Source organism: Nonomuraea sp. NPDC050547 (genome assembly GCF_044457345.1).
GTDB lineage: Bacteria > Actinomycetota > Actinomycetes > Streptosporangiales > Streptosporangiaceae > Nonomuraea.
Genome location: NZ_JBITGW010000009.1, coordinates 369,115 through 394,893 on the forward strand (window position 1 = coordinate 369,115; position 25,779 = coordinate 394,893).

Consider the following 25,779-nt stretch of genomic DNA (forward strand, 5'->3'; position numbering starts at 1 on the left):
ATGCCTTTCGGAGGGGTCAGGTCGTTACTCGCGCCAACACTATCCCGCCGACTATCAGCGCCAGCGCCGCCATCCTGCCCACGGACACCGGGTCGTCGTTGAGCACGATGCCGAGGACGATCGCGCCCACGGCGCCGATGCCGGTGAAGACCGCGTAGGCGGTGCCGACGGGCAGCGTGTTCATGGCCAGTGACAGCAGGAACACCGCCGCCGCCATCAGCAGCAGGCTGACCAGGGTGGGGATGGGCCGGGTGAAGTTCTGGGTGGGCTTGATGCTCTGCGACCAGGCGACTTCGACCAGGCCGGCCAGGGCGAGAATGAGCCAGTTCACTTGGACGCCTCCTTGAGGGCGGCACGGCGCGACTCCTCGTGCTGCTCGCGCAGGTGCGACAGCCGGGGGTCGATCAGGGCGTTGGCCAGTTCGGTGCTGATGAAGGAGACGTCCTCCACGTCGAAGTGGCCCTTGAAGAAGTCGCGCAGGTAGCGCTCCTGGTAGTCCATGGGCTCGCGGACGGTCCCCGGGCCGTAGGCGCCGCCGCGGGCGGAGGTCACCACGAAGCGGCGGCCGCGCAGCGACATCTTCGGGAAGGTGATCTGGTCGAGCCAGGCCTTCAGCGACGACGGGATCGAGTAGTTGTACATCGGGGTCCCGATCAGCACGACGTCGGCGGCGACCACCTCGTCGAGCAGCGGCTTGAGCGTCTGCCAGGCCTCGCTCTGGGCGGGGGTGGAGACGGCCTCGCCGTACCGGGAGATGTCGGTGATCTCGTGCCGGAGCACGTGGTCGCACAGCTCGGTCCAGGCCTCGGTGATGTGCGGGACCGGGTCGGCGGCCAGGTCGCGGTAGAGGTATCCGGCACCGGGGTGGGCGGCGCGCCAGGCGTCGGCGTAGGCGCGCGACAGCTCACGGGAGAAGGAGGCACGGCGGGCGCTGGCGTCCAGGTGAAGCAGCATGGGTCTCTCCGGAGTTAAGTGGACGGACTGTCCGCTTAAACGGACGCACTGTCCGGATATATTCCTGGGTATGGAAAGAGCCGATGCCGCCCGCAACCGGGCCAAGATTCTGCGGGCGGCGGCGGAGTTGTTCGCCGGCCGGCCGCCGCAGGACGTCACCATGGACGAGATCGCCAAGGCGGCGGGCGTCGGGCGGGGCACCCTGTACCGCCGCTATCCCGACCGGGCCGCCATCGCCGTCGCGCTTCTGGACGAGCACGAGCGGGCGCTGCAGGAGCGGCTCATGCAGGGCCCGCCGCCGCTGGGCCCCGGCGCGCCGCCCGCCGAGCGGCTGGCCGCCTTCTACGCGGCGATGTGCGACCTGCTGGAGGACCACGCCCACCTGGTGCTGGGGACCGAGGTGGGCAGGCAGCGCTTCGAGACCGGGGCCTACGGCTTCTGGCGCGTGCACGTGCGCTCGCTGCTGGCCGCCGCCGGCACGCCGGGTCCCGACGCGCTGGTGGACGTACTGCTCGCGCCGCTGGCCCCGGAGGTCTACACCTACCAGCGGCGCGAGCGCGGCCTGACCAAGAAGCAGATCGCCGACGCCCTGGCCAGGCTGACCACCGCCCTTTAGGCGGTGGCCGCCACTCTCCACGCGGCCTCTAGGCGTCCTTGGCCAGGGTGCGGTGGATCGTGGCGCGGATGAACGAGCGGGCCAGCATCGCCCGGCGGGCGCGGCCGAGCTTGGGGCCGGGCGAGCCGTAGCGGCGGGCCCTGACGTCGGCCACCACCCGCTCCGGCGCGCCCAGCTCGGCCAGCACGTCGAACGCCTCCCGCTTGGTGATCAGGCGGTTGTCCCTGAGCGTGACCGTCGCCCTGGCCACCGTGATCAGGCCGAGGTCGACCCAGATGTCCTGCAGCCAGCGCTTGAAGCCGTCGGTCTTCAGCAGCCAGAAATCGGCCAGGTCGGCGCGGATGAACGCGTGCAGTTCGGCGTCGCTGACCTCGGGAAGCAGGTCGGGGACGGCGGCGCCGTACAGCTCGACGGGGCTGGAGTGCAGCTCGCGGCGGGTCACGGCCGTGACGGGGCGGTGGAACAGCTCGCCGTGCGCGGCGGTGAGGTGCCGCGCGGTCAGGTCGGGCAGTTCGTCGCGGACGATGTAGGAGCAGTGGAGCAGCTCGGGGAAGTCGCCGTGGATCTCCTCCAGCCGCGTCGGGTCGGTGACCGGGGACTCGACGACGGCGATCAGGTCGAGGTCGCTGCGGCCCGGCTGGTAGTCACCGGCGCCGAGCGAGCCGTGCGCCCACAGGGCGAGCAGCGGGACCTCCTGCCTGATCTCGCCGAGGAAGCGCGTGAGCAGCAGGTCCGTCTCGGTGTGCATGTCAGGCGCCGAACAGGGCGCTGACGGACTCGCCCTCGTGGATGCGGCGCATCGCCTCGGCCAGGGCGGGCGCGATGGACAGGACGGTCAGCTTGCCGCCGGACTTGTGACCGGGCACGGTGTTGGTGCAGACGATCTCCTCGACCTCGGGCCGGTCGCTGAGCCGTTCGATCGCCCCGCTGGAGAACAGGCCGTGGGTGCAGGCCACGCGGACGCTGCTGACGCCGCGCTCCTTGAGCCGGTCGAGCAGTTCGATCATGGTGGTGCCCTTGGCGATCTCGTCGTCGAGCACGATCACGTCCTTGCCCGCCACGTCGCCGATCACCGAGCTGATCACCACGCGGTCGTCGCTGAAACGCTGCTTGGCGCCCATCGCGACGCCGGCGCCGAGCCGCCGGGCGAAGGCCGCCGCCTCCTTGGCGTTGCCCAGGTCGGGGGAGACCACGACCGTGTTGGACAGGTCGTACTGCCGGAAGTGGTCGGCCAGCTCCCGCAGCGCGTGCAGGTGGTCGACCGGCACGCTGAAGAAGCCGTGTACCTGCGGCGAGTGGAGCGTCATCGTCAGCACGCGGCTCGCTCCCGCGGCCACCATGAGATCGGCCACGAGCCGGGCGCCGATGGAGATGCGCGGGGCGTCCTTCTTGTCGGAGCGGGCGTAGGCGTAGTGGGGGAGGACGACCGTGATCCTGGCGGCCGAGGCGCCGCGCGCGGCGTCCAGCATGAGCAGGAGCTCCACCAGGTGTTCCTGCGTGGGCGGGACCAGGGGCTGGATCAGATACACGTCGCGCTCGCGGCAGTTGGCCGGCAACTGTACTTCCAGGACGTCGTTGGCGAACCGTTTCACGCCGGCCGGGTGCAAGGGCGTGCCCAGATGGGCGCAGATCTCCTCGGCCAGTTCGGGGTGGGCACTTCCGCTGAAGACAGTGATGTCGCGCACGCCACGCAGGATAGTGGTCGGCGCGTTGACCACGCTTCGCGGTCGTGAGCTGCCATAACGTAGCGGCCATGCAACTGTCCCGTGGCCTGCGCCTGCTGATCGGCACCGCCGCCGCCGTCATCGCGCTCGCCGGGATCAAGCACATGAGCCAGATCATCGGGCCCGCCTTCCTCGCGCTCACGCTGACCATCGCGGTCAGCCCGCTGCGCAGGTGGCTGGCGCGCAAGGGCGCGCCCGGCTGGGTCACCGTGTTCGTGCCGCTGGCCACGGTCATCGTCGTCATGGGCGCCCTGGCGCTCTCCCTGGTGGTGGCGCTCGCCCAGCTCGCCACGCTGGTGCCGACCTACGCCGCCAAGTACCAGGAGCTGCTGGCGTCGCTGACAGCCGAGCTCGGGCGGCTCGGGATCACCTCGGAGCAGGCCAAGACGATCTTCAGCGGACTGGACATGGGTCAGCTCGTCAGGGCCGCTCAGGGCATCCTGACCGGGCTGCTCGGCGTGATGTCGGCCGTGGTGCTGATCGTGCTGCTGTTGTTCGGGATGAGCCTGGACGCGAGGTTCATGCACGGGGCGATCCAACGGCTGTCGCCGTCGCCACTGGTCTCGGCGCTGGCCGGGTTCGCCAAGGGCACCTGCAACTACCTGGTCGTCTCGACGTTGTTCGGGCTGGTCGTGGCCGTGCTGGACACGGTGGCGCTGGCGATCCTCGGGGTTCCGCTGCCGCTGCTGTGGGGACTGCTGGCCTTCATCACCAACTACATCCCCAACGTCGGCTTCATCATCGGGCTGGTGCCGCCGGCGCTCCTGGCGCTGCTGGCGTCGGGCCCGGCCACCATGCTGTGGGTCATCGCCGTCTACTGCGTGCTCAACTTCGTGATCCAGTCGGTCATCCAGCCCAAGTACGCCGGAGCCTCGGCCGGGCTGTCGACCACGCTGACCATGCTGTCGCTGCTGGTGTGGGCCTACGTGCTGGGCGCGCTGGGCGCGATCCTGGCCGTGCCGCTCAGCGCGTTCGTCCGGGCCGTGCTGCTCGACGCCGATCCGGCGACCCGGTGGGCCACGCCCCTGGTCGCCGGGCGGGAGATCACTCCCCGTCCATGAGGCCGAGCTGCTCCAGCAGGTCGGCCGGGTCCCAGTACTGGCGGAAGTCGGCGATCTTGCCGTCCGTCAGCTCGGCGAAGATCGCGCCGCGCAGTTCGAGGCGGCGGCCGGTGGGCTCGATCTCCAGGTCGTCGTCGAGCCTGAGCGGTCCGGTGTGCAGGGCGGTCATCGTCCACTCCGCCACCACCGGGCCGCCGGGGAACTCGACCGGCACCGCCCGCACCTGGATCTCCGACAGGGCGTCGCTCCTGCCGACGGCCTCGGCGATGAGGTCCTCGATCGAGGCGATGTCCTCGCCCGCGCTCCAGCCCACCACGTCGGGCGAGTAGAACTTCCGGATCGCCGAGGCGTCGCCGGTGGCCGACGCGTTGAGCGCGCCGAGCAGGATGTTCGTAGCTTGTGCCATAAGTGGGTTCTTATCCGGAAACGGGGCAAGGACCGCTCAAGTCCGGGTCATGGCATGACGTAATGGTGCATCACGGCCGGTTGGCCGGCGTTGTTCAGCCAGGTGGCCCGGGTGGTGGCGACCCGCCGCCAGCCGGTGCGCTCGTACAGGGCGATCGCGGCCATCCCCTCGTCGGAGACCTCCAGCGCGAGCGGGCCGTCCGCCTGCCCGCGTACGGTCGCCATCAGCTTCTCCGCCAGACCCCTGCCCCGCCCGCCCGGCGTCACGAAGAGCCTGGCGACGGTCAGCGCCCGCGCGCTGCCGACGATCTCGGCCACGGCGGGGTCCAGATCCTCGGGCACCAGCCCCACGTGGCCGACGACCGCTCCGGGTTCCACGGCGATCCACGCCCGGACCATGGACGGCGGAGCCAGCCAGCCCCGCGGATCCGCCGGCCACGAGACCGGGTAGCCGTCGGCCTTCTGAACCTCGGCCAGCGCCTCGACGCAGGCGCCCAGGTCCGCCTCAAGCCTGGGCCTGATCATCCGGCCACCGCCGCGGGCGTCAAGACGTCACCGCGGCCGGCGTCAGGGCTTCCAGGTCCGGCAGCACCTTCCAGGCCAGCGCCAGCGCGTCGGCGGCGGGCGGGTAGACCGGGTGCGGGATGGCGAGCACCCGCATGCCGGCGGCGTGCGCCGAGCGCAGGCCGTTGCTGGAGTCCTCCACGGCCACGCACCGCTCGGGCGCCACGCCCAGGTCGCGGGCGGCGGCCAGGTAGCCGTCGGGGGCGGGCTTGCCGCGCTCGACCTCCTCGGTGGAGACGGTCGCCGCGAAGTGCGCGCCGAGCCCGGTCTCCGCCAGCACGGTGTCGATCAGCGCGCGGGGCGAGGAACTGGCCAGGCCCAGCGGCACGGCCGCGGCCATCCGCGCCACCGCCTCGACGGCGCCGGGCAGCAGGGGGACGCCCCTGTCGTGGTAGCGGGCCTTCATACGATCGACCACGCCGCGGGCGATCTCGTCGGGCGGGCGCCGTACACCGAGTTCGTGCAGGTAGGCGGCCCATTCGCCGGTGCTCATGCCCATCAGCCTGGACTGGGTGTCGGGTTGCCAGACGCCGCCGTGCTCGGCGACGAAGGCGCGCCGTACCTCCTCCCAGACGGGTTCGGAGTCGACGAGCACGCCATCAAGGTCGAATACACAGGCTTCCACCACCTCAGGGTACGAGCAGGCCCCAGTACACCCCCCACGGGATGAAGACGAGGCCGGCGACGGCGGCCAGCCGTACGCGGAAGGAGGAGGCGCGCCACTGCGTGAGGCAGGTGAGCGCGGCCACCGCGGCAACGGCGGCGAGCAGCTGCGCGGCGAGCCAGGTCAGCGGGCGGCCCATGAGCAGCGGCCCGGCCTGCACGCCGCGCGAGGTCGAGGACAGCGGCAGCGAGACCAGCGTGTACGCGAACGCCACCAGCGACAGCGACCCGGAGACGGCGACCAGGCGGGCGGGCCAGTTGCCGGGGCCGAGCCGCCGGACGGTGGAGGCGAGGAACGCCAGCGACAGCAGGGCCATGGTCCCGATCTGCGGCTGCCACGACTCCCACCAGGCCGAGGGCGGCGTGTCCACGCTGCGCGGCTGGGCGGGCAGCGGCTCGGTGACGGCCGCCGGGACCCTGCCCGCGGCGACCTCGCGCACCCAGGAGCCCACGGCGTCGGCGTAGCCGGGGGTGAGCGCGCCCGAGCTCTGGTGCAGGGAGTGGCCGGCCCCGGCGAAGAACCTGACGGTGAGCCCGGAGGGGATGTTCGCCTGGAAACGTTCCGCGCTCTCGGCGGGCGGCACCTGGTTGTCGTCGGCGCCCCACAACGCCAGCACGGGCTGCTTGATCCGGCGCAGCTCGGGGGCCGGGTCGTGATAGGCAGAGGCGAACAGCCCGGCGTCGGCGGCCAGGCGGTGGAAGGTCCGGGCGTACGCGCTGCGCAGCGAGCCCTGGATCCCGGCGCGGTCGAGCTTGCCGGCCGCGTTCCACGACTGGGTGCGCAGCGGGCTGAGCCCGGGGCCGCCCACGGTGACCAGGAACTCCACGGACGTGCTCCGGTTGGCGGCGATCGGCGCGACCCAGCCGCCCTCGCTGACGCCCCACAGCCCGGCCCGGCCGACCGAGGGGTGCCGCTTCAGCGCCGCGAAGGCGGCGAGGGCGTCGCCGGCCAGCTCGTGGTAGTCGCGGCGGGTCGAGCTGTAGCCCGCCGCGCGCTTGTCGGGTGCCAGGACCACCAGGCCCTGGCGGGCGAACGCGTCCGCCTCCGTCTCCAGGTCGCGCCAGCTGTTGCCGCCGCCGGAGCCGTGCACGAGCACCAGCCCCGGCCGCTTGCCCGCGGTTCCGGCGGGCTCGAAGATGCGGCCGCCGAGCTTCTGGCCGTCCCGTGTGGTGAAGGTGATGTCGGTGGTCTTCACCTCCGCCTGCGCGGCCGGAGTGTGCAGGAACAGGGTCAGCAGCGCCGTGGCGACGAGTTTCATGAAGTCCAAGTCTCGAAAAATCGGGCTTTGAGGGCATCGCCGGTGCGGGCGATCTCCGTCCTCGGTCGCGCGGGGGATTTCGGCGCCCGTCCACAAGGGGATACTGAGGCCTTGTGTCCGAAATGTTCCGTAGCTGGGAGCGGCGGGCCGCCGCCTGGCTACGCGGGCTGCCGCCCCTCGTCGTCGACTTCGCCATCGCCCTGCTGGTGCTGGTCGGGCAGAGCGTGCCCTTCTTCTACACCACGCGGAAGCTCGGCCCGGAGCCGTGGAGCATGGTCGAGTACTGGCCGGTCCTGCTCGGGGTGGTGCCGTTGCTGGTGCGCCGCCGGTACCCGCTGACCGTGCTGACCCTGTGCGTCGCCTCCGCCGCCATCTACTCCCTGCGCGACCCCGACCTGCCGGCCCAGCCCATCTGGTACGGCTGGCTGGTCGCGCTCTACACCGTCGCCGCGCTGTCACCCCGCTGGAAACGTTCGCTGGCGATCCTGCTCAGCATCGCGCCGGCCATCGGCGTCTCGCCGGTGACCTTCATCCGCGGCGTGCTCAGCGCGCTGGGCGCCTACGCGCTGGGCCGGGCCACGGTGCACTACCGCGAGCGCGCGGCGCTACTGGAGGAGCGGGCCGTCGAACGGGAACGGGCCAGGATCGCCCGCGACATGCACGACATCCTGGCCCACGGGATCAGCATCATGATCGTGCAGGCGGAGGCGGGGCCGCTCGCCGTACGGGCCGCTCCCGAACGCGCGGAGAAGGCCTTCGAGGCGATCGGCGCGGCCGGGCGCGACGCGCAGGCGCAGTTGCGGCGGATGCTCAACCTCCTGAAGGAGGAGGAAGGGCCGCGCGCCCCGCAGCCCACGCTCGCCGGCCTGGCCGGCCTGGTCGCGCGGGTCTCGGAAGCCGGCCCCACGGTACGGCTGGCCGTCACGGGCACCCCGTCCCCGCTCCCGGCCGACGCCGAGGTGGCCGTCTACCGGATCGTGCAGGAGGCGCTGACGAACATGGTCAAACACGCGCAGGCCACCAGCGGCGTGGTCCGGCTCGACTGGAAGGACGACGAGCTGCTGATCACGGTCGCCGACGATGGCCGCGGTTCGTCGCCGGGGAAGGGCGGCGGCCACGGGCTGATGGGCATGCGCGAGCGGGCCGCCGCGTACGGCGGCGCGGTGGCCGTGACGCCGGATATTTCGGGATTTGAGGTTGTCGTGAACTTGCCGATCGGAGACCAGCAGTGACCATCACCGTCGTCGTCGCGGACGACCAGGAACTCGTCAGGAGCGGGTTCGCGCTCATCGTGGACTCCCAGCCCGACATGTCCGTGGTGGCGGAGGCGGCCAACGGACGCGAGGCCGTCGAGGCCGTCCGCGCGCACGCCCCCGACGTGGCCCTCCTCGACATCCGCATGCCCGAACTCGACGGCATCGAGGCCGCCCGGATCATCTGCGCGCAGACGCCGGCCAAGGTCATCATGCTCACCACCTTCGACCAGGACGACTACGTCTACGACGCCCTCCAGGCCGGCGCGAGCGGCTTCCTGCTGAAGGACGTGCGCAGGGACGACCTGGTCCACGCCGTACGCGTGGCCGCCAGCGGCGAGGCCCTGCTCGCGCCCGCCGTCACCCGCCGCCTCATCGACGACATGGTCCGGCGCAACGCCCGCCCCGGCCCGCCGCCGCGCTCGCTCGACCCGCTCACCGACCGCGAACGCGAGACGCTCACCCTGCTCGGCCGCGGCCTGTCCAACGCCGAGATCGCCGCCACGCTCGTGGTCAGCGAGCACACCGTGAAGACGCACGTCAGCAACGTGCTGAGCAAGCTCGGCCTGCGCGACCGGGTCCAGGCCGTCATCGCCGCCTACGAGAGCGGCCTGCTGCGCCCCGGCACGTCAGGGGTGCAGTGACAGGCCCTTGAGCAGCTTGTCCACCAGGTTGCGCGGACCGTAGACGGCCAGCCCGACCAGCGCCAGGTCGTCGGCCGCGACGGCGCGGACCGCCGCCCGGTTGTCCGCGTCGTGCCCGGTCTTGAACATCTCCTCGATGAACACGGCCGTCCCCACACCCTTGGCCACGGCCTTCTCCCTGACCGGCCGCAGGTCGTCGGCGGCGTAGACGAGCACCGGCTGCCGGAACAGGGCCAGATAGCCGTTGTCCGAGGCGTCGGCGTAGGGCTCGCCGATCGTCTCCGGGTACGCGCCGGCGACCGCCCCCGCCAGGAACGCGGTCACGTTGAGCTTCTGCCAGGTGGCCAGGTCGGGGCGGACCACGATGGCTATCTTTGTATCGAAACGCATGCTCGTGAGCATGGCCCCGCCGTACCGGAGACGTCTTGAAGGCTCGTGCGCAGGACTGGTCGAGCTACTGGCGTGCGCCCGATCGCCCGCTGGAGGCGATGCACGCGCACTTCGTCGAGCACGTCTACCACCGCCACAGCCACGACAGCTACTCCTTCGGCGTGACCGAGGACGGCGCGCAGTCCTTCAGCTGCCGCGGCGCCGCCCACACCAGCGCCGCCGGCATGATCATGGCCTTCAACCCCGACGAGCCCCACGACGGGCACTCCACCACGGAACTGGGCTTCACCTACCGCATGGTGCACATCGGGCCGAGCCTGGTCGAAGGCGCCCTCGCCGACCTCGCCGGGGACCGCGCGGGCCTGCCGCTGTTCGCGGCGCCGGTGGTCGCCGACCCCGTGCTCGCGGGCGCGCTGCGCCGTCTGCACACCGCACTGCTCGACGACCGCGCGAGCGCCCTGCGCCGCGACGAACTGCTCGCCGTCACGCTCGCCTCCCTGGTACGGCGGGCCGCCACCACCCCTCCCCGCCTCATCGCCGCGGGAGCCGACGACCAGGTCGCCACGCTCGTCCGCGACCGCCTGCACGAGGCGTTCCTCGACGACCTGACCGCCGACGACCTGGCCGGGGCCGCCGGCCGCAGCCGGTTCGCCGTCTACCGGGCCTTCCACGCCAAGTACGGCATGCCGCCCAGCGACTACCAGCGCCAGCTTCGCCTGCGCGAGGCCCGCCGCCTGATCGCCGGCGGCCTGCCCATCAGCGACGCCGCGGCCGCGGCCGGCTTCTCTGACCAGAGCCACCTGACCAGGTGGTTCACCCGCGTCTACGGGCTGACCCCGGGCGCGTACCAGCTGTCAAGCACTCTGGCATAACGTGATGCTGGGACCAGATGTTATGGTCCGGCCACCCGCGTTCACCGGATCTTCAATCATGCGCTTCACCTGCGGAAACGCTGATTCTCCCGTGCTGCCATAACGCGCCGTTCCTAACAGGTTGATATGCCCGGAAAGGCGGCTTTCCCACTTACGTTGACGGCGCGCCCCCCAATTCGAGGAGAGAAACCCCATGCTCCGCAGGCACGTCGTGGGGATGAGCGTCGCGCTCGCCCTCACCCTGGCAGTCGTCCCGGTGGTGGCCTTCGCCGCCTCCGCCGGCGAACCCCCCAACCCCTACGCACAGGCGCGCGAACAGGCCGCCGTCGTCGCCAACCCCGACCCCAAGGTCGTCGCCGCGCTCCAGCGCGACCTCGGTCTGACCGCTGACCAGGCGCTCGCGCGGCTGGTCAACGAAGCCGCCGCCGCCCAGGTGGAAGCGGACTACTCCGCCCGGCTGGGCACGAACTTCGGCGGTCTCTGGGTGACCGGGCCGACCGCCGAACTGGTCCTGGCCACCACCCAGTCCGCCGGCTTCTCGCAGATCACCGAGCTGGGCGCCAAACCGGTGCTGGTGTCCCACTCGGTCAACGATCTGAAGGCCGTCACCGCCCGCTTCGACAAGCTGGCCCGCCGCATGCCCGCCGGCGTGCACGTCTGGTACGCCGACATCACCGCCAACAAGGTCGTGCTCCAGGCCAAGGACCTCGTCGCCGCGCAGAAGTTCGTCGAGTCGAGCGGCGTCAACGCCGCGCTGGTCCAGCTGCAGAAGTCGGAAGAGCAGCCCAGGCCCTTCTACGACGTACGCGGCGGCGACGCCTACTACATCGGCAGCGGCAGCCGCTGCTCGGTGGGCTTCGCCGTGAACCGGCCGGGCAGCCAGGGCGGCTTCGTCACCGCCGGCCACTGCGGCAACACCGGCGCCACCACGACCGGCTTCAACCGCGTCGCGCAGGGCACCTTCCGCGGCTCCTCCTTCCCGGGCAACGACTACGCCTGGGTCGAGGTCAACAGCCAGTGGACGCCCACCAACCGGGTCAACGGCTACAGCCAGGGCAACATCACCATCACCGGATCGACGCAGGCCGCGGTCGGCGCCTCGATCTGCCGCTCCGGCTCGACCACCCAGTACCACTGCGGGACGATCGGCGCGCACAACACCAGCGTCACCTACCCGCAGGGCACGATCACCGGCGTCACCCGCACCTCGGTCTGCGCCGAGCCCGGCGACTCCGGCGGCTCCTTCTTCTCCGGCAACCAGGCGCAGGGCGTCACCTCCGGTGGCTCCGGCAACTGCTCCAGCGGCGGAACGACCTTCCACCAGCCGGTGAACGAGATCCTGCAGACGTACGGGCTCACGCTGCCCGGCGGCACCGGAACTCCCACCTCCACCCCGACCTCGACCCCCACCGGGACACCCCCCGGCGGGACGTGGGCACCGTGGACCGCGTACGCGGCGGGCGCCACCGTCACCTATGACGGCGCCTCCTACCGCTGCCTGCAGTCCCACACCTCCCAGCCTGGCTGGACACCGCCGGCCGTCCCTGCCCTCTGGCAGCGGATCTAGTCCGGTAGGCGAGCGCCCCCGGAGCGGCGGCTCCTGGGGGCGCTCGATCATTGTTTGGCCAGGGTGACAGTTGCCATGCTCACCCCGTCAGGGCTGGCAACTTCCCCATCTAGGCCATATCCCACCTGCGAATTAGGCTCCGCATTTGGCATGTCACCCGCGGGGCGGGGCGTCGAGGTGACACACCTCCCGGCGGGTACTCACGCAGCCCTTCAGGGAGGTTTCTCAGTGCCGAGCAATCCCCGTTTATCCGTCGCCGGACGCTTAGCCGTGGGCACCGCCGCCCTCGCACTCGTCCTCACCGCGGCGCCGCCCGCCATCGCGGGCCCGACACCCACCCCGGTGGACAAGTGGCGCGTCACGCCGCTCACCGGCGGCCAGCTCGTCGACGGCGACAAGTCCGCCACCGGCAAGCTCGCCAAGAACGACGCCGCGCTGCTCAGCGCCACCAGCGCCGGTGAAGTGAACGTGATGGTCAAGCTCGACTACGACGCGCTCGCGGCGTACCGGGGCGGGCTCAAGGGCCTGCCCGGCACCAGCCCGTCGGTCACCGGCAAGTCGCTCGATGTGGGCAGCACCGATGCCAAGAAGTACGAGACGCACATCACGAAGATCGAGAACGACTTCCTCGCCGCCCTCGGCAAGACCGTCCCCGCCGCCAAGGCAGGACAAAAGCTGCGGGTCGTGTACGGCGGCATCGCCCTGCGCCTGCCCGCCAACCAGGCCAAGAACCTGGTCAAGCTGCCCGGCGTCGCCGCGGTCCAGTCCGACGCGCCCGAGCAACTGCTCACCGACTCCAGCCCCGCCTTCATCGGCGCCCCCGCCATCTACAACAAGCTCGGCGGCGCGCCCAGCTCCGGCAAGGGCGTCAACGTCGGCATCCTCGACTCCGGCGCCTGGCCGGAGCACCCGTCCTTCGCCGACCCCGGCACCCTGCCGGCGCCCGGCCCCACCAAGGACGGCACGCCGCGCATCTGCGACTTCGGCGACAACCCGCTCACGCCGGCTCCCGACGTGTTCGCCTGCAACAACAAGCTGATCGGCGGCGGGCCGTTCCTGGACACCTACAACGCCGTCATCGGCGGCGAGGTGTACGGGGACTCCGCGCGTGACTCCAACGGCCACGGCACCCACACCGCCACCACCTCCGCCGGCGGTCCCGTCGCCGACGCCAACCCGCTCGGCATCAGCCGCGGCCCCATCCACGGGATCGCGCCCGCCGCGCAGGTGTCGGTCTACAAGGTCTGCGGCGCCGAGGGCTGCTTCCCCTCCGACTCCGCGCAGGCCGTCGGCCGGGCCATCCTCGACGGCGTCCGGGTGATCAACTTCTCGATCTCCGGTGGCACCGACCCCTACAGCGACCCGGTCGAGCTGGCCTTCCTCGACGCGTACGCCGCCGGTGTGCTGGTGTCGGCCTCGGCCGGCAACGACGGACCCGGCGCCGCCACCGTCAACCACGTCAGCCCGTGGGTGACCACCGTCGCCGCCTCCACGCAGACCCGGACGTTCCGCTCCACGGTCACGCTCAAGGGTTCCGGCACCAACACCGCCACGGTCTCCGGGTCCACGGTCACCGCTGGTGTCGCCACTCCGGCGCAGGTGGTGCTCGCCTCGGCGCCGCCGTACTCGAACGCGCTGTGCACCACTCCGGCCCCGGCCGGACTGTTCACCGGGAAGATCGTCGCGTGTGAGCGCGGGCCGAACCGCGTGCTCAAGGGCTTCAACGTCCGGCAGGGCGGCGCCGCGGGCATGCTGCTCTACAACTCCACGCCGCTCGACATCATGACCGACAACCACTGGCTGCCGACCGTCCACCTGGACAAGCCCGACGGTGACGCGCTGCTGGCGTTCCTCGCGGCCAACCCCGGCACCACCGCAACGTTCGCGCAGGGCACGAAGACCACGTGGCAGGGCGACGCCATCACCACGTTCTCCTCGCGCGGCCCCGGCGGCGACTTCCTCAAGCCCGACGTCACCGCGCCCGGCCTGCACATCCTCGCCGGAACGACGCCGACGCCGGAGAGCCCGCTCGAAGGCCCGCCCGGCAACCTGTACCAGAGCATCGCCGGCACCTCGATGTCCTCGCCGCACGTGGCCGGCTCCGCCGCGCTCGTCTTCGCCCTCAACCCCGGCTGGACGCCCGGCCAGGTCAAGTCGGCGCTGGAGAGCACCGCGACCACCAAGGTCACCAAGCAGGACCGGACCACCCCGGCCGACCCGTTCGACACCGGCGGCGGGCGCATCGACCTCACCAAGGCCGGCGACCCCGGTCTGACCATGGACGAGAGCGCCGCCAACTTCGTGGCCGCCGAGACCGACACCCTCAACCGCATCGACCTCAACCTGCCGTCGGTGAACGCGCCCACCATGCCCGGTGTCATCACCGCCAAGCGCACGCTCACCAACGTCACCAACAAGACGCTCACCTTCACCGCCACCGGCACGACCGTGAACGGCGCGCACATCGCCGTCCTGCCGCCGCTCGTGGTGGTCAAGCCGGGCAAGAGCGCCAAGATCGAAGTCGTGATCGCCGCGCCGGAACTGCCCGACGGCCAGTACTTCGGCCAGGTCAACCTCAAGCAGGTCGGCGGCTCGCGCAACCTGCACCTGCCGGTCGCGTTCTTCCGCAAGGAAGGCGCCGTCCCGATCGACCAGACCTGCGCCCCGGCCGCCATCCCGCGCGACACCGGCGAGTCGGTCTGCACGGTCTCCGTCCAGAACAACACCCTGAAGGACGCCGAGGTCACCGCGCTCAGCACGCTCGACGGCAAGCTGCGCCTCAACTCGGTCACCGGCGCCACCAAGGTGGGCAGCCAGATCGCCACCACCAAGCAGACCCTGGCCGCCCGTCAGCCCGACAGGCCCGGCATCGCCCCCGGCACCAGCCCGGCGGGTTACCTGCCGTTGTCCGACTTCGGCATCACACCCGTCCCCATCGGTGACGAGCAGGCGCTCAACTTCACCGTCCCGCCGTACGTCTACGCGGGCAAGACGTACAACCGCATCGGCATCGTCTCCAACGGCTACAGCGTGGCCGGTGGCACGAACGGCAGCGAGGACATCTCCTTCACGCCGCAGACCCTGCCCGATCCGGCCCGTCCGAACAACGTCCTGGCCCCGTACTGGACCGACCTCGACGGCACCGGCGCCCCGGGCATCTACGCCGCGACCCTCACCGACGGCGTCAGCACGTGGCTCGTGCTCGAATGGCGGGTCAACCTCTTCGGCACCACGGCGCAGAAGGTCTTCCAGCAGTGGATCGGCGTCAACGGCACCGAGGACATCAGCTTCACCTTCGACCCGGCCAACCTGCCCGGTGACCCGCCGGCCGGCTTCGGCCTGACGGTCGGCGCGGAGAACGACGAGGGTACGGCCGGCGGCCAGATCACCGGTCCGCCCACCATCGACCTCCGCGTCACCAGCACGCCCGGCGCGCCCGGCGGGACCCTCACCTACACCATGAAGGTGAAGGGCGTGGTCAAGGGAGTCGGCTCGGTCACCACGGCCACCTCGACCCCGCAGGTGAAGGGCATCACCGTGGAGGTGGACAAGATAACCGTCCAGTAATCCGCCTGATTCGCTAGGAGGGGCCCGGCCGTGCGCCGGGCCCCTCATCCATGTGCCGGGGCTTGTCCTCGCGGACCCACACCACCCCCGGCAGCGCGCCCACCGCCACCTTCGGCCCGTCGGCCACCACGACGACCTGGCCGGGACGGAGCTCCCTGAGCACCCTCAGCCCGGGAACCTCGGCGACGACCACCCGGAACTCCGCCGGAGAGCAGTCGATCCCCACGACGTACGCGACCTTGGCCATCTCCCCACGCTACTTGCGGAGCGCTTCGCTCCGCTTTAGAGTTCTTATCGGAGCGAAGCGCTCCGATTTGAGAGGATGTTTGTGATGGAAGACGCGATCCGTCAGCTGGTGGCCGACGCCTCCCGCCACCAGAACGACCCCGAGCCGTTCCTGGCCCTGCACGCCGACAACACGAGCCTCGTGAACTTCGGCGGACGCCGCGTGGTGGGCAAGGACGCCGTCGAGAAGGCCATGAGGGCCGCGTTGGCGACACCGCTGGCCAAGGTGGTGACGAGTGCGGAGGTGGCCGACATCCGGTTCGTACGTCCCGACGTGGCGATCGTCGGTGTGCTCAAGCGGGTCTCCGACGAGCGGGACGGCGGCGACGACCCGCTGCACGCGACCGAGGGCTGGCTGACCTACGTGCTCGTGGAGAACGACGGGAGGTGGCAGATCGCCTCCGCCCAGACCACCCCGATCCTCAAGCCTTAGTCTCGCGGTCGTTCTGCATGTTGAGCAGGATGAAGGCGGCCAGCGGCACCGCGGTGACGGCGGCCAGGGCGAGCACCGTCGTCACCGCCTCCGTCCCGTCGATGGCCGAGATCAGCACGTACACCGTCGAGATCCCGAAGATCACCGCCATGGTCCCCTGAAGCAGGATCGCGCCCCGGCGGCTCTTTCCCCGATGGACACGGACGGCGATGACGATCGTGAACCCGAGCAGCCCGAGATAGAACAGGCCGGTCAACCAGCCGGTGAGTGAGGGCGTACCACCCAGTTGCTCTCCGAGAAACGCCAGGGCGGCGATCGCGAAGAAGACGACCTGCACCCAGTGCAACGCCACGGCACCCTTCAACAGCCTGGACATACGCCTATCTCCCTGGACCGGTTGGGCACCGCCTCCATGCGCTGCCGCCTGCGCCCAAGGCTGCCGCCCCGACCTTGCCGCCCCATCTCACCGACGTTTCACCGACACAAGCGAGAAGAACCCCATGATCCGCGCCACGCCCGCCATCACCCCGCACCACTCGGCGACGATCGCGAACAACGCGCCTGTCAGGCTTCCGAACACCCTCGACCCCGGAACCCGCGTAGGCGTCCACCGGCTCGCCAAGCCCTCACGAAGCCGAAGAAGACGTTTCGATGCGGACGGCTCTCCCGGTCGAGCCCGACCGGCACCTCAACCCCGCCCACCCCAAGACCCCGCCCTTTGGTCCGGGTGTCATCCGCCGGGCCGGATCAGGCCGCTCTCGTAGGCCAGGATGACCAGCTGGACCCGGTCACGCACGTTCAGCTTGGTGATGGCCCTGGTGATGTGGGTCTTGGCGGTGAGCGGGCTGATGACGAGGCGTTCGGCGATCTGGTGGTTGGAAAGGCCGAGCGCCACAAGTTCGACCGTTTCCCGTTCGCGGGAGGTGAGGGCGGCCAGCCGTTCCCCCGCGCTGGGGGTGAGGTCGTGCCGGTGGGCGAACTGCTCGATGACGCGGCGGGTCACGCCCGGAGACAGGAGCGCGTCGCCGGCGGCGACGGCGGCGACCGCCCGGCGCAGGTCGGCGGGTTCGACCTCTTTGGTGAGGAAGCCGCTGGCTCCGGCGCGCAGGGCGGCGAAGACGTGTTCGTCGGTGTCGAACGTGGTGAGGATGATGACGCGGCAGCTCTGAGTGGCCGGGTTGGTGACGATGCGGCGCGTGGCGGTGATCCCGTCGGTGCCCGGCATGCGGATGTCCATGAGGATCACGTCGGGACGGGTGCTCGCGGCCAGCCGTACTGCTTCGTCGCCGTCCTGGGCTTCGCCGACGACCATGATGTCCCGGGAGCGAGCCAGCAGGCTGCGGAATCCGGCTCGCACGAGGGCCTGGTCGTCGGCGAGGAGCACCTTGATCGTCATGCGGCCGAGCCTGCCACAGGGATGTCGGCCCGCACGGCGAAGCCGCCGCCGGAGTTCGGCCCCGCGGTGAGCGCGCCCCCGAGTGCGCTCACCCGTTCGCGCATGCCGGCCAGGCCATGGCCTTCGGTGACCTCGGCGCCGCCCAGGGCGCCGCGGCCGTTGTCGGTGATCACGACGGTGATCGAGTGCGGCTGGTACCCGATCGTCACCTCGGCCTTGCTCGCCTGCGCGTGCTTGAGCGTGTTGGCGAGCGACTCCTGGACGACGCGGTAAAGGGCAACGGCTGGTGCGGCGGGTACGGCCGCGGCGTCGCCGTGCTCGTCGAGGGTCACCTCAAGCCCGGCGGCGCGAGCGTCGGCGATGAGCGTGCCCAGGGAGGCCAGATCGGGTTGGGGTGCGGTGTCGCGCAGGGTCGTGAGGAGAGAGCGAAGATCGGTCATCGCCCGGTTCCTGACGTCCTTGGCCAGACGTAGCGCGGCGGCGGCCGCGGCCGGGTCCTCCTGGAGGGTGTCGGCGGCGACGTTGAGCTGAACGCCGACGACGGCCAGCGTGTGCGCGATGATGTCGTGCACCTCGTGGGAGACGCGCAGGCGCTCCTCCGCGGCGCGAGCGCGACTGTCGGTCTCGCGCAGCCGCTCGCGCCAGCGCATCGCGGCGGCGTAGCTGAGGCCCGCGGCGATGAGGACCGCCAGGAGCAGTCCTTCCCCCGCGACGTGGAACAGGAAGCGGGTCGGATTGCTGTCCAGGACGTGGCGGATGTCGGCCGCCGAGTAGAGCAGCTGGGCCAGGCCGATGACGGCCACCCAGCGCACTCGGGGAGTGGCGGCGGCCGTGAAGTAGGCGACCGCGGCCGGCCAGATCCAGCCTGCGGGAGACCAATGTCCGGTGAGGCGATAGACGAAGATCCCGCCGATCGACAGCAGCAGCACGGCCATCGGCCGGCGCCGTCTGACCAGCAGGAGCGCCCCGAGCAGCAGACCGAGGGGAATCACGGCCCGCCAGGGGGACTGCACCCCGGTGGCGAGCGCCACGGTGACGAAGAAGACCAGGGTGAGAACGGCGAGCGCGACGTCGACGATCCGGGCGAGGTGCCGGACAAGAACAGGTTCGCGTCGTGGGGGCGCTTCGGCCACAGGGAGGCCCTTTCTCGACGGGTGATCCCAAGGCTCAGACGTGGGTGACCAGGAGAGTCACGCCCGCCTCGCCGCCACAGTCGACGAAAACGGGACCGACGCCGTTACCGATCGTGGCGCGGAGGGTCGCCTTCGCCACGAATCCCTGGGGATTGTCGTCGATGATGCGGATGTTCTCCAGCACCGGCCGCTTCCTGTCGATCCCGGCGAACACGGCCCTGAGCCCCTTGCCGCCGCCGCAGTGACCGGTGATCGTCACCTCCTGCCCGCGCTTGGTGGTGGGGTTGGGGCCGACCCGAACCACCGCCCTGGCGCCCTTCGGCGGCTTCGGCGCGGCCATCGTGGCGGCGGTCTCACCGACCCGGGCACCAGCCGGTACGCCCGCCGATCCCAGCAACCCGGCCGTCAAGCCCAGCCCGGCGATCGCAGTGATCACTGTCTTGCTCATGGCGACTCCTTCGTTTCTCATCGGCCATCTCGACGAGAAACGCTAGGCCGGGCCGCGGCGGGAGCGCGTCGTCCGTTGGACGTCACCTGACCGTGCACCGTTCGCCGTACGCACTACACCAGACGAAGCAGACCTCAGAGGTTGCGGGAGATCACCAGGCGCTGGATCTGGTTGGTGCCTTCGAAGATCTGCATGATCTTGGCTTCTCGCATGTAGCGCTCGACCGGGAAGTCCCGGGTGTATCCGTAGCCCCCGAACACCTGTACGGCGTCCGTCGTCACCTTCATGGCGGCGTCCGTGGCGACCAGTTTGGCCACTGATGCCTGCCGGCTGTACGGGAGGTCGGCGTCGCGGCGGCGGGCGGCGTCGAGGTAGGTGGCGCGGGCGGCGTCCACCGCGGCGGCCATGTCGGCCAGGACGAAGGCGAGCCCCTGGTGGTCGATGATTTTGCGGCCGAAGGTGGTGCGTTCCTTCGCGTACGCCACCGCCGCGTCCAATGCCGCCTGGGCGAGGCCTGTCGCGCATGCGGCGATGCCCAGTCTGCCCGAGTCCAGGGCGCTGAAGGCGATCTGCAGGCCCTGGCCTTCGGTGCCGAGGAGGCGGTCGGGTTCCAGGACGGCGCCGTCCCAGTGGGCCGTGGTGGTGGGGATGGCGTGCAGGCCCATCTTCTCCTCGGGGCGGCCGAAGGTGAGGCCGTCCACGGCGCCGGGGGCCAGGAAGCAGGAGATGCCCCGGTTGCCCTCGCCGGTCCGGGCGAACAGGGCGTAGAAGTCGGCTATGCCGCCGTGGGTGATCCAGGCTTTGGTGCCGGTGATTCGGTAGCCGTTCTCCACCTTCTCGGCTTTGCAGGTCAGGGCTCCGGCGTCGGATCCGGCCTGGGGCTCGGACAGGCTGTAGCCGCCGATCTGGCGTCCGGCCAGCATGTCGGGCAGCCACCGGTCGATCTGTTCCGGCGTGCCGTACTGCTTCAGGGGGAAGCAGGCGAGCGTGTGGACGCTGACGGCGACCGCCACGGCGGCCCAGCGGGCCGCCAACTCCTCCAGAACCTGCAGATAGACCTCGTACGGCTGGCCGCCACCCCCCAGCTCCTCGGGATAGGCCAGCCCAAGCAGCCCGACTTCCCCCAATTTCGTGAAGAGGCCGGTTGGGTAGGTCTCGGCCCGTTCGTGTTCGTCCACGCGGGTCGCGAGCTCCTTGTCGGCCAGCGTGCGCGTGAGGTCGAGCAGGTCGTGCGCGTCCTGGTTGGGGAGGAGGCGGGATACGGCCACGTGTCTGTCTCCGATCTCAGAGTCCGGCCAGGGCCGTGCGGGCGCGCTCGCGGAATTCCGCGACCCGGGCGAGCTTGATGTCCTCGTATCCGCGGATCATGTCAGGCAGCGCGGCGATCTCGGCGACCGCCTCTGCGCTCGTACCCGCTGAGAGGGCCTCACGCACCAGGGTGCGGTATTCGTGGATGAGCTCGCGCTCCACTCGGCGCACGTGAGCGTAGCCGAAGGGGTCGAGGGCGGTGCCGCGCAGGAAGCGCGCGGCCCGCAATGTGCGGAACACCGGCTTCGCGGTACGGCGCAGCTTGATCTTCCGCTTCATGCCCAGGGCGCGCAGGATCGGCGGGTGGAGCATGACCGCGACCTTGTCCTCGGGGGCGAACTCGGTCTCGAGGTGGAGCCGGGCGACCTCGTACTCGTCCTTGTAGGCCATGAGTTTGTACAGGCCCTTGGCGTAGGCGATGGCGACATCGTCGTCGTCGGCGAGTTCGGCGATCTGCTGGACGTCGTCGGAGTAGGTGCGGGCGTAGTCGGCGTTCTGGTAGCCGGTGAGGTCGTCGGTCCTGATCGCGAGGATCTCGGCGAACGACTGCGTCTTCTCCTCGCTCGGCCGCTGGAGCGCGGCGGCCCGGCCGTGGGCGAAGGCGGCGAGGTTCTTCTCGACGGCCGCGCCGTTCATGCGGATCGCGCCCTCGATGGCCGTGGCGCTGATCGGCAGGCAGCCGTGCTGGTACGCGGCCCCGACGAGCAGCATGTTCGCCGGCATGTGGTCACCGAACAGTTCCTCGGCCAGCGCCTGCGCGTCGAGGTAGAGGTTGGCCTCGGAGCGGGTCGCGGAGTCGATGCGTTCGACCGCTGTCTGCGCGCCGGGCACCACGGCCCGGCCGGTGACCATCTCGGCCGTCGGCACCACCGCCGTGTTGATCACCGCGACGGTGTGGTCCTTGGCGAGCACGCCCAGGTTGCCTTCCGCCGCGGCGCCGAGCACGTCGAAGCCGATGAGGACATCCGCTTTCGTGGCCTTGACCGAGCCGGTGATCGGCTCCGGCGAGACGCGTACGTCGCTGATGACCGGGCCGCCCTTCTGCGCCAGCCCGGTCTGCTCGAGACCGGCGGCGTGCAGGCCGTCGAGGTGCGCGGCCATCTGCAGGATCTGCGAGACGGTCACGACGCCGGTGCCGCCGATGCCGGGCATGCGCAGCGTGACCGCGCCGGTGAAGCGGGGCGTGGGCTCGGGCAGGCCGGCGGGCGGCGGCGGGAGCGGCTTGCTCTTGCGCGGACCCGGCTCGACCAGCAGGAACGACGGGCAGTCGCCCTTCAGGCAGGTGAGGTCGGAGTTACACGAAGGCTGGTGAATGCGGGTCTTGCGCCCGAACTCGGTCTCCACCGGCTGAACAGACAGGCATGTGGACTTCTCCCCGCAGTCGCCGCAGCCTTCGCAGACCCGCTCGTTGATGACGACCAGTTCGGCCGGGGTGGGCAGTTTGCCGCGCTTGCGCAGCCGGCGTTCCTCTGCGGCGCACCGGTCGTCGTGGATGAGCACGGTGACGCCGTCCACCTTGGCGAGCTCGCGTTCGGTGTCGGCGAAGTCGTCGCGGTGCCGTACCGTCGCGACCGGATCGAGCCGCACTCCGCGATAGGAGGAGGGGTCCGCGGTCGTGATCACCACGCGGCGCACGCCCTCGATGGCCAGCCACCGCGTGAGCTCGGGGATGGCGAGCCGGCCCTCGGCGCGCTGGCCGCCGGTCATGGCGACCGCGTCGTTGTAGAGCAGCTTGTACGTCATGGACACTCCGGCGGCCACCGCGGCCCTGATCGCCAGCGAGCCGGAGTGGTGGAAGGTGCCGTCTCCCAGGTTCTGCACGAAATGCCGGTCCTCGGTAAACGGCGCCAGCCCGATCCACTGCGCGCCCTCGCCGCCCATCTGGGTCAGTCCGAGCTGGGTGCCGCGGCCGTCGCCGTCCAGCGCGATCATGGCGTGGCAGCCGATGCCGACGCCGACCAGCGTGCTGTCGTCGGTGCGGGTGGAGAGGTTGTGCGGGCAGCCCGAGCAGAAGTACGGCGTGCGGGCGGCGACCACCGGTAGCATCCGCGACTTCCGGGCGCCCCTACCCGATCCGAGTCCAAGCGCCTTGGCCACGTCGGCCGCGCCGACCGTCCCGCGCAGCGGCAGCAGCCCGCGCACCTTGGGCGCGTGGGCACTGCCGTAAAGCACCGCCTTGAGGTGGTCCTCCAGGAACGGCACCTTGTCCTCGACGACCAGCACCTCCTCCAGGCCGTCGAGCATGCCGAGCAGGTCGTCGCGATCCAGCGGGTACGGCATGCCGATCCGGATCAGCCGGATGCCCAGTTCCTCCAGGTCCGCTCCGGCGTCGGCCAGGGCGCGCTGGGCGGCGGCGAGAGCCGTACCGGAGGCGACGATGCCCAGTTTGGCCTGGCGCGCGCTGAACAGCACGCGGTTGACGCCCGCGGCGCGCGCATAGGCGCGGGCGAGGTCGAGGCGGCGGGTGAGCAGGTCGTACTCGGCGTCCAGCGCGGCGGGTCCCACCAGCGTCGGCGGCTTGGTCTCGGCGCGGTCGTGGGCGGGCAGCTCGGGGCGGAGCGTGTCCAGGTCGACGGTGGCGGAGGCGTCGGCCACGTCCGCGACGATCTTCAGCCCGACCCAGAGGCCGCTCGCCCGCGACATCGCCACCGCGTGCAGCCCGAACTCGACGATCTCCGCGACCGAGCCGGGCACCAGCAGCGGCATGCACATGCTCTGGCACATCGGCTCGCACGAACTGGGCACCGTCGAGGACTTGCAACCCGGGTCGTCGCCGATCCACGCGACCGCGCCGCCCTTGGCCGCGGTGCCGGCGATGTTGGCGTGCCGGATGGCGTCGGCGGCACGGTCGAGGCCGGGGTTCTTGCCGTACCAGAAACCGGTGATGCCGTCGTGCTTGCGCCCGGGTGCCAGGCCGAGGAGTTGGGTGCCGGCGACGGCCGTGGCCGCGAGCTCTTCGTTGAGCCCTGGCCTGAACACGACGCCGGCAGGATCGAGGTGCCTGGCGGCGCGGGCCATCTCCAGGTCGACACCGCCCAAGGGCGAGCCCTGGTAGCCGGAGACGAAGACGCGCGTGTCGAGCCCGCGCTCCTCGTCGATGCGGCGCTGTTCCAGCGTGAGCCGTACCAGAGCCTGGATGCCCGAGAGCAGCACGCGCCCGTCGAGAGCCGTGTACTTGTCTTCCAACGCCACCATGCGCCAAGTGGAGCAATCCTGGTGGTCCTTGCACAAGTATCAGAGGACATAATGCGATAAAGACGCAAATTGTTTGCGAGGCCTGGCTCGTCGTGTGGCTTGGTTTGCGTGAGGAGCGAGCGTGAGCGAGATCGACGAAATAGACCACCGGCTGCTACGGCTGCTGCGCGAGGACGGCCGCCGGACCTTCTCCGAGATGGCCACCGAGGTGGGCCTGTCCGTCGCGGCCGTCAAGCGGCGGGTGGACCGCCTGCGCGAGGCCGGCGTGATCACCGGCTTCACCGTGCAGGTGGACTACGCCAAGCTCGGCTGGGGCATCGAGGCCTTCACCGAGGTCCGCTACTCCGGCGCCACCCCGGTCAGCGAGATCCTCCGCTCGACCACCGCCGTACCCGAGATCCAGGCCGTCTTCACGATCGCCGGCGACCCCGACGCCCTCATCCACCTGCGGGTACGCGACCTCGACCACCTGCAGCAGATCATCGACGGCCTGCGCAGAACCGGCAACGTCACGGGCACCAAGACCCTGATGGTGCTCGGCTCCTGGACCCGCGACGCGCTGCGCACCCCCCGCCGGGGCGGCTAGAGCAGCCGCCTGATCTCGCCGTAGGCCCGGTAGAAGCCGCCGCGGCCGGCCGACCGCACGCCGTCGACCATGTACCGGGCGCCCGCCTCGCGGACCGTCTTGGGGAACTGCACGTTCCACGACTCGTAGCCCGGAGTGACCACCCGCACCCGCAGCCGCTCGCCCTCCTGGACGCACTCCACCACGACGCCGTCGCCCGCCCCGGTCTCCAGCACGGTCTCCAGCACCGCCGACGGCTCGACCACCTCCAGCGACGCCGCCGCCTTCACGTCCACCGGCTGCGGCACGTCGCCCGCGCGGGCCGCCGCGATGGCCGCCTCGCCGGCGTCGATGCAGGCCAGCGAGCCGTCCGTGGTCACGATGTAGAGGCGGTCGTCCAGGAACTGCATCGAGAACGCCGAACCGCACCCGGTCGCGAGCTTCCACAACCGCTCGCCGGAGGCGTCGAAGCAGTAGACGGAGGAGTGGTTGTCACCGGCGAACACATGGCGGCCGCCCGGCGAGGTGGCGCAGGAGTAGACCGCGCCGTCGCACTGGTAGACCGCCTCCACCCGGCCGTCGCCCTTGGCCAGGCGGTGGACGGTGCGGCGGGCCGTACCGGCGTAGACCGAGTGCTCCTCCTGCCAGCCGAACAGCACGTCGCCGGCCACCTTGTTCTCCCAGACGAGCGTGCCGTCCGCGGTGTCGTAGCGGGCGACGCCGTTGGAGTGGCCGTGGTAGACGGCGTCCTCGTCACACCTGACCATCCAGGCCGAGTCGCCGCTGCCGGAGCGGGCCCACTGGAACTCGTCCTCGTAGTCGATCGTGGTGATCCGGCCCGCCCGGTCGGAGACGCCGAGCACGCCGTCGTTGATGTCCAGCCAGTAGATGTCCACGTCAGCGGCGATCTCGTAGGCCGACCTGGGCACCTTGCCGCTCAGGTCGTAGACGCGGCCGTCGTCGCAGCCGGCGTAGATCCAGAAGTCGTCGGCCACGATGCACTTGACGCCGTCGGGCAGCCGGAAGCGGCCGGTCACGGTGCCGGAGTGGGTGACGGTGTAGACGTCGCCGCGCTGGTTGCCGACCCAGCAGCGCTCGCCGTCCACGAAGATCCCGAACGCGGCCGCGCCGCTGTCGAACCGCCACAGCACCGGGGCCTGCTGGGCGGTCGAGCGGGTGCTGGCCATGGCCCTGCGCGTGATGGCCCGGCGCTGACGCACTCCGCGTACGGCGGCGGCGTACCCCTTCCGGGTCTTCTCCCCGATCTTCTTGGCCGCCGCGGCCTGGGCCTTGGCCTCGCTGGGGAAGGCGGTGACCTTGGTCTGACCTGACTCGCCGATGCGCCCGTAGGTGATGGTGACCTGCGTGCCCGCGACGGTCACCTCGTAGTACTTGTGCGCTCCGCCGCCGTCTTCAGACAGCTCCAGATAGGTCATGTGCGCTTCTCCAGTTTTGCCAGGACTTGATCCATTTGTCG

26 protein-coding genes are annotated in these 25,779 nt (G+C 70.8%); 9 read left to right on the forward strand and 17 right to left on the reverse strand.

The window, feature by feature from the left end; genetic code table 11:
• Positions 1-16: 16 nt before the first annotated feature.
• Together ACIBHY_RS24485 and ACIBHY_RS24490 are read right to left on the reverse strand one after the other, a co-directional pair.
• Positions 17-331 (reverse strand): multidrug efflux SMR transporter, encoded by a 315-nt coding sequence (locus ACIBHY_RS24485; RefSeq protein ID WP_184958408.1) that lies wholly within the window; start codon positions 329-331, stop codon positions 17-19.
• A complete protein-coding gene (locus ACIBHY_RS24490; RefSeq protein WP_397247938.1) occupies positions 328-954 on the reverse strand; it encodes an FMN-dependent NADH-azoreductase in 627 nt (208 codons plus the stop codon). Before ACIBHY_RS24490 ends, ACIBHY_RS24485 begins: the two co-directional genes overlap by 4 nt.
• 70 nt (positions 955-1,024) lie before the next feature.
• Here ACIBHY_RS24490 and ACIBHY_RS24495 point away from each other — a divergent pair, with 70 nt between their 5' ends.
• Entirely contained in the window at positions 1,025-1,570 is a 546-nt protein-coding gene (locus ACIBHY_RS24495; RefSeq protein WP_397247940.1) for a TetR/AcrR family transcriptional regulator, read from the forward strand.
• Between the two features lie 28 nt (positions 1,571-1,598).
• On the opposite strand, the gene ACIBHY_RS24500 is transcribed toward ACIBHY_RS24495, so the two are convergent.
• Positions 1,599-2,318 (reverse strand): nucleotidyltransferase domain-containing protein, encoded by a 720-nt coding sequence (locus tag ACIBHY_RS24500; protein ID WP_397307767.1) that lies wholly within the window; start codon positions 2,316-2,318, stop codon positions 1,599-1,601.
• A gap of 1 nt (position 2,319) precedes the next feature.
• Positions 2,320-3,255 (reverse strand): ribose-phosphate diphosphokinase, encoded by a 936-nt coding sequence (locus tag ACIBHY_RS24505; protein ID WP_397307768.1) that lies wholly within the window; start codon positions 3,253-3,255, stop codon positions 2,320-2,322.
• Between the two features lie 68 nt (positions 3,256-3,323).
• Here ACIBHY_RS24505 and ACIBHY_RS24510 point away from each other — a divergent pair, with 68 nt between their 5' ends.
• Entirely contained in the window at positions 3,324-4,355 is a 1,032-nt protein-coding gene (locus tag ACIBHY_RS24510; protein ID WP_397247946.1) for an AI-2E family transporter, read from the forward strand.
• Here ACIBHY_RS24510 and ACIBHY_RS24515 read toward each other — a convergent pair.
• Genes ACIBHY_RS24515 through ACIBHY_RS24530 form a run of 4 tightly spaced genes read right to left on the reverse strand, consistent with a single transcriptional unit; the run spans position 4,339 to position 7,246 of the window.
• The gene (locus ACIBHY_RS24515) at positions 4,339-4,761 is read right to left on the reverse strand and encodes an ester cyclase (RefSeq protein WP_397247948.1); all 423 of its coding nucleotides are present in this window, start codon (positions 4,759-4,761) and stop codon (positions 4,339-4,341) included. The genes ACIBHY_RS24510 and ACIBHY_RS24515 overlap by 17 nt on opposite strands.
• A gap of 47 nt (positions 4,762-4,808) precedes the next feature.
• Positions 4,809-5,285, reverse strand: a complete 477-nt coding sequence (locus tag ACIBHY_RS24520) for a GNAT family N-acetyltransferase (protein ID WP_397307769.1) — start codon at positions 5,283-5,285, stop codon at positions 4,809-4,811.
• A gap of 19 nt (positions 5,286-5,304) precedes the next feature.
• Positions 5,305-5,949, reverse strand: coding sequence for an HAD family hydrolase (locus tag ACIBHY_RS24525; protein ID WP_397307770.1), 645 nt, complete (start codon positions 5,947-5,949; stop codon positions 5,305-5,307).
• A 4-nt stretch (positions 5,950-5,953) separates the two neighbouring features.
• Positions 5,954-7,246, reverse strand: a complete 1,293-nt coding sequence (locus ACIBHY_RS24530) for an alpha/beta hydrolase family protein (RefSeq protein WP_397307771.1) — start codon at positions 7,244-7,246, stop codon at positions 5,954-5,956.
• A gap of 122 nt (positions 7,247-7,368) precedes the next feature.
• Here ACIBHY_RS24530 and ACIBHY_RS24535 point away from each other — a divergent pair, with 122 nt between their 5' ends.
• Positions 7,369-8,478, forward strand: coding sequence for a sensor histidine kinase (locus tag ACIBHY_RS24535; RefSeq protein ID WP_397248034.1), 1,110 nt, complete (start codon positions 7,369-7,371; stop codon positions 8,476-8,478).
• Positions 8,475-9,143 carry a response regulator gene (locus ACIBHY_RS24540; protein ID WP_397307772.1) on the forward strand — a complete coding sequence of 223 codons (669 nt, stop codon included), beginning with the start codon at positions 8,475-8,477 and terminating at the stop codon, positions 9,141-9,143. The genes ACIBHY_RS24535 and ACIBHY_RS24540 overlap by 4 nt, the downstream gene beginning before the upstream one ends.
• Here the strand turns inward: ACIBHY_RS24540 and ACIBHY_RS24545 are convergent.
• Entirely contained in the window at positions 9,129-9,533 is a 405-nt protein-coding gene (locus tag ACIBHY_RS24545; RefSeq protein WP_397247958.1) for a DUF2000 family protein, read from the reverse strand. The two genes, ACIBHY_RS24540 and ACIBHY_RS24545, sit on opposite strands and share 15 nt — an antisense overlap.
• 35 nt (positions 9,534-9,568) lie before the next feature.
• Between ACIBHY_RS24545 and ACIBHY_RS24550 the strand changes: the two genes are divergently transcribed.
• The 3 genes from ACIBHY_RS24550 (at position 9,569) to ACIBHY_RS24560 (ending at position 15,539) form a co-directional block, all read left to right on the forward strand.
• Positions 9,569-10,405, forward strand: a complete 837-nt coding sequence (locus ACIBHY_RS24550) for an AraC family transcriptional regulator (protein WP_397247960.1) — start codon at positions 9,569-9,571, stop codon at positions 10,403-10,405.
• Positions 10,406-10,598: 193 nt separating this feature from the next.
• Complete coding sequence (locus tag ACIBHY_RS24555) at positions 10,599-11,972, forward strand: carbohydrate-binding protein (protein ID WP_397247962.1); 1,374 nt, start codon at positions 10,599-10,601, stop codon at positions 11,970-11,972.
• A gap of 270 nt (positions 11,973-12,242) precedes the next feature.
• Positions 12,243-15,539, forward strand: coding sequence for a S8 family serine peptidase (locus ACIBHY_RS24560; RefSeq protein WP_397307773.1), 3,297 nt, complete (start codon positions 12,243-12,245; stop codon positions 15,537-15,539).
• A 13-nt stretch (positions 15,540-15,552) separates the two neighbouring features.
• Here ACIBHY_RS24560 and ACIBHY_RS24565 read toward each other — a convergent pair whose 3' ends face one another.
• The gene (locus ACIBHY_RS24565; protein WP_397307774.1) at positions 15,553-15,786 is read right to left on the reverse strand and encodes a hypothetical protein; all 234 of its coding nucleotides are present in this window, start codon (positions 15,784-15,786) and stop codon (positions 15,553-15,555) included.
• An 84-nt stretch (positions 15,787-15,870) separates the two neighbouring features.
• Here ACIBHY_RS24565 and ACIBHY_RS24570 point away from each other — a divergent pair, with 84 nt between their 5' ends.
• Positions 15,871-16,257, forward strand: coding sequence for an SgcJ/EcaC family oxidoreductase (locus ACIBHY_RS24570; protein WP_397247968.1), 387 nt, complete (start codon positions 15,871-15,873; stop codon positions 16,255-16,257).
• On the opposite strand, the gene ACIBHY_RS24575 is transcribed toward ACIBHY_RS24570, so the two are convergent.
• The 6 genes from ACIBHY_RS24575 to ACIBHY_RS24600 all read right to left on the reverse strand — a co-directional run bounded on the left by ACIBHY_RS24575 (position 16,247) and on the right by ACIBHY_RS24600 (position 23,737).
• Positions 16,247-16,633 carry a hypothetical protein gene (locus ACIBHY_RS24575; protein ID WP_397307775.1) on the reverse strand — a complete coding sequence of 129 codons (387 nt, stop codon included), beginning with the start codon at positions 16,631-16,633 and terminating at the stop codon, positions 16,247-16,249. The two genes, ACIBHY_RS24570 and ACIBHY_RS24575, sit on opposite strands and share 11 nt — an antisense overlap.
• 354 nt (positions 16,634-16,987) lie before the next feature.
• The gene (locus ACIBHY_RS24580) at positions 16,988-17,653 is read right to left on the reverse strand and encodes a response regulator (protein ID WP_397307776.1); all 666 of its coding nucleotides are present in this window, start codon (positions 17,651-17,653) and stop codon (positions 16,988-16,990) included.
• Entirely contained in the window at positions 17,650-18,786 is a 1,137-nt protein-coding gene (locus ACIBHY_RS24585; RefSeq protein ID WP_397307777.1) for a sensor histidine kinase, read from the reverse strand. Before ACIBHY_RS24585 ends, ACIBHY_RS24580 begins: the two co-directional genes overlap by 4 nt.
• Positions 18,787-18,820: 34 nt before the next feature.
• Positions 18,821-19,234, reverse strand: coding sequence for a hypothetical protein (locus ACIBHY_RS24590; RefSeq protein ID WP_397307778.1), 414 nt, complete (start codon positions 19,232-19,234; stop codon positions 18,821-18,823).
• A gap of 134 nt (positions 19,235-19,368) precedes the next feature.
• Complete coding sequence (locus ACIBHY_RS24595) at positions 19,369-20,502, reverse strand: acyl-CoA dehydrogenase family protein (RefSeq protein ID WP_397247972.1); 1,134 nt, start codon at positions 20,500-20,502, stop codon at positions 19,369-19,371.
• 16 nt (positions 20,503-20,518) lie between these two features.
• Positions 20,519-23,737 carry an indolepyruvate ferredoxin oxidoreductase family protein gene (locus tag ACIBHY_RS24600; RefSeq protein WP_397307779.1) on the reverse strand — a complete coding sequence of 1,073 codons (3,219 nt, stop codon included), beginning with the start codon at positions 23,735-23,737 and terminating at the stop codon, positions 20,519-20,521.
• 121 nt (positions 23,738-23,858) lie between these two features.
• Here ACIBHY_RS24600 and ACIBHY_RS24605 point away from each other — a divergent pair, with 121 nt between their 5' ends.
• Positions 23,859-24,323 carry an Lrp/AsnC family transcriptional regulator gene (locus ACIBHY_RS24605; RefSeq protein WP_379615140.1) on the forward strand — a complete coding sequence of 155 codons (465 nt, stop codon included), beginning with the start codon at positions 23,859-23,861 and terminating at the stop codon, positions 24,321-24,323.
• On the opposite strand, the gene ACIBHY_RS24610 is transcribed toward ACIBHY_RS24605, so the two are convergent.
• The gene (locus tag ACIBHY_RS24610; protein ID WP_397307780.1) at positions 24,320-25,738 is read right to left on the reverse strand and encodes a WGR domain-containing protein; all 1,419 of its coding nucleotides are present in this window, start codon (positions 25,736-25,738) and stop codon (positions 24,320-24,322) included. The two genes, ACIBHY_RS24605 and ACIBHY_RS24610, sit on opposite strands and share 4 nt — an antisense overlap.
• Between the last annotated feature and the right edge of the window lie 41 nt (positions 25,739-25,779).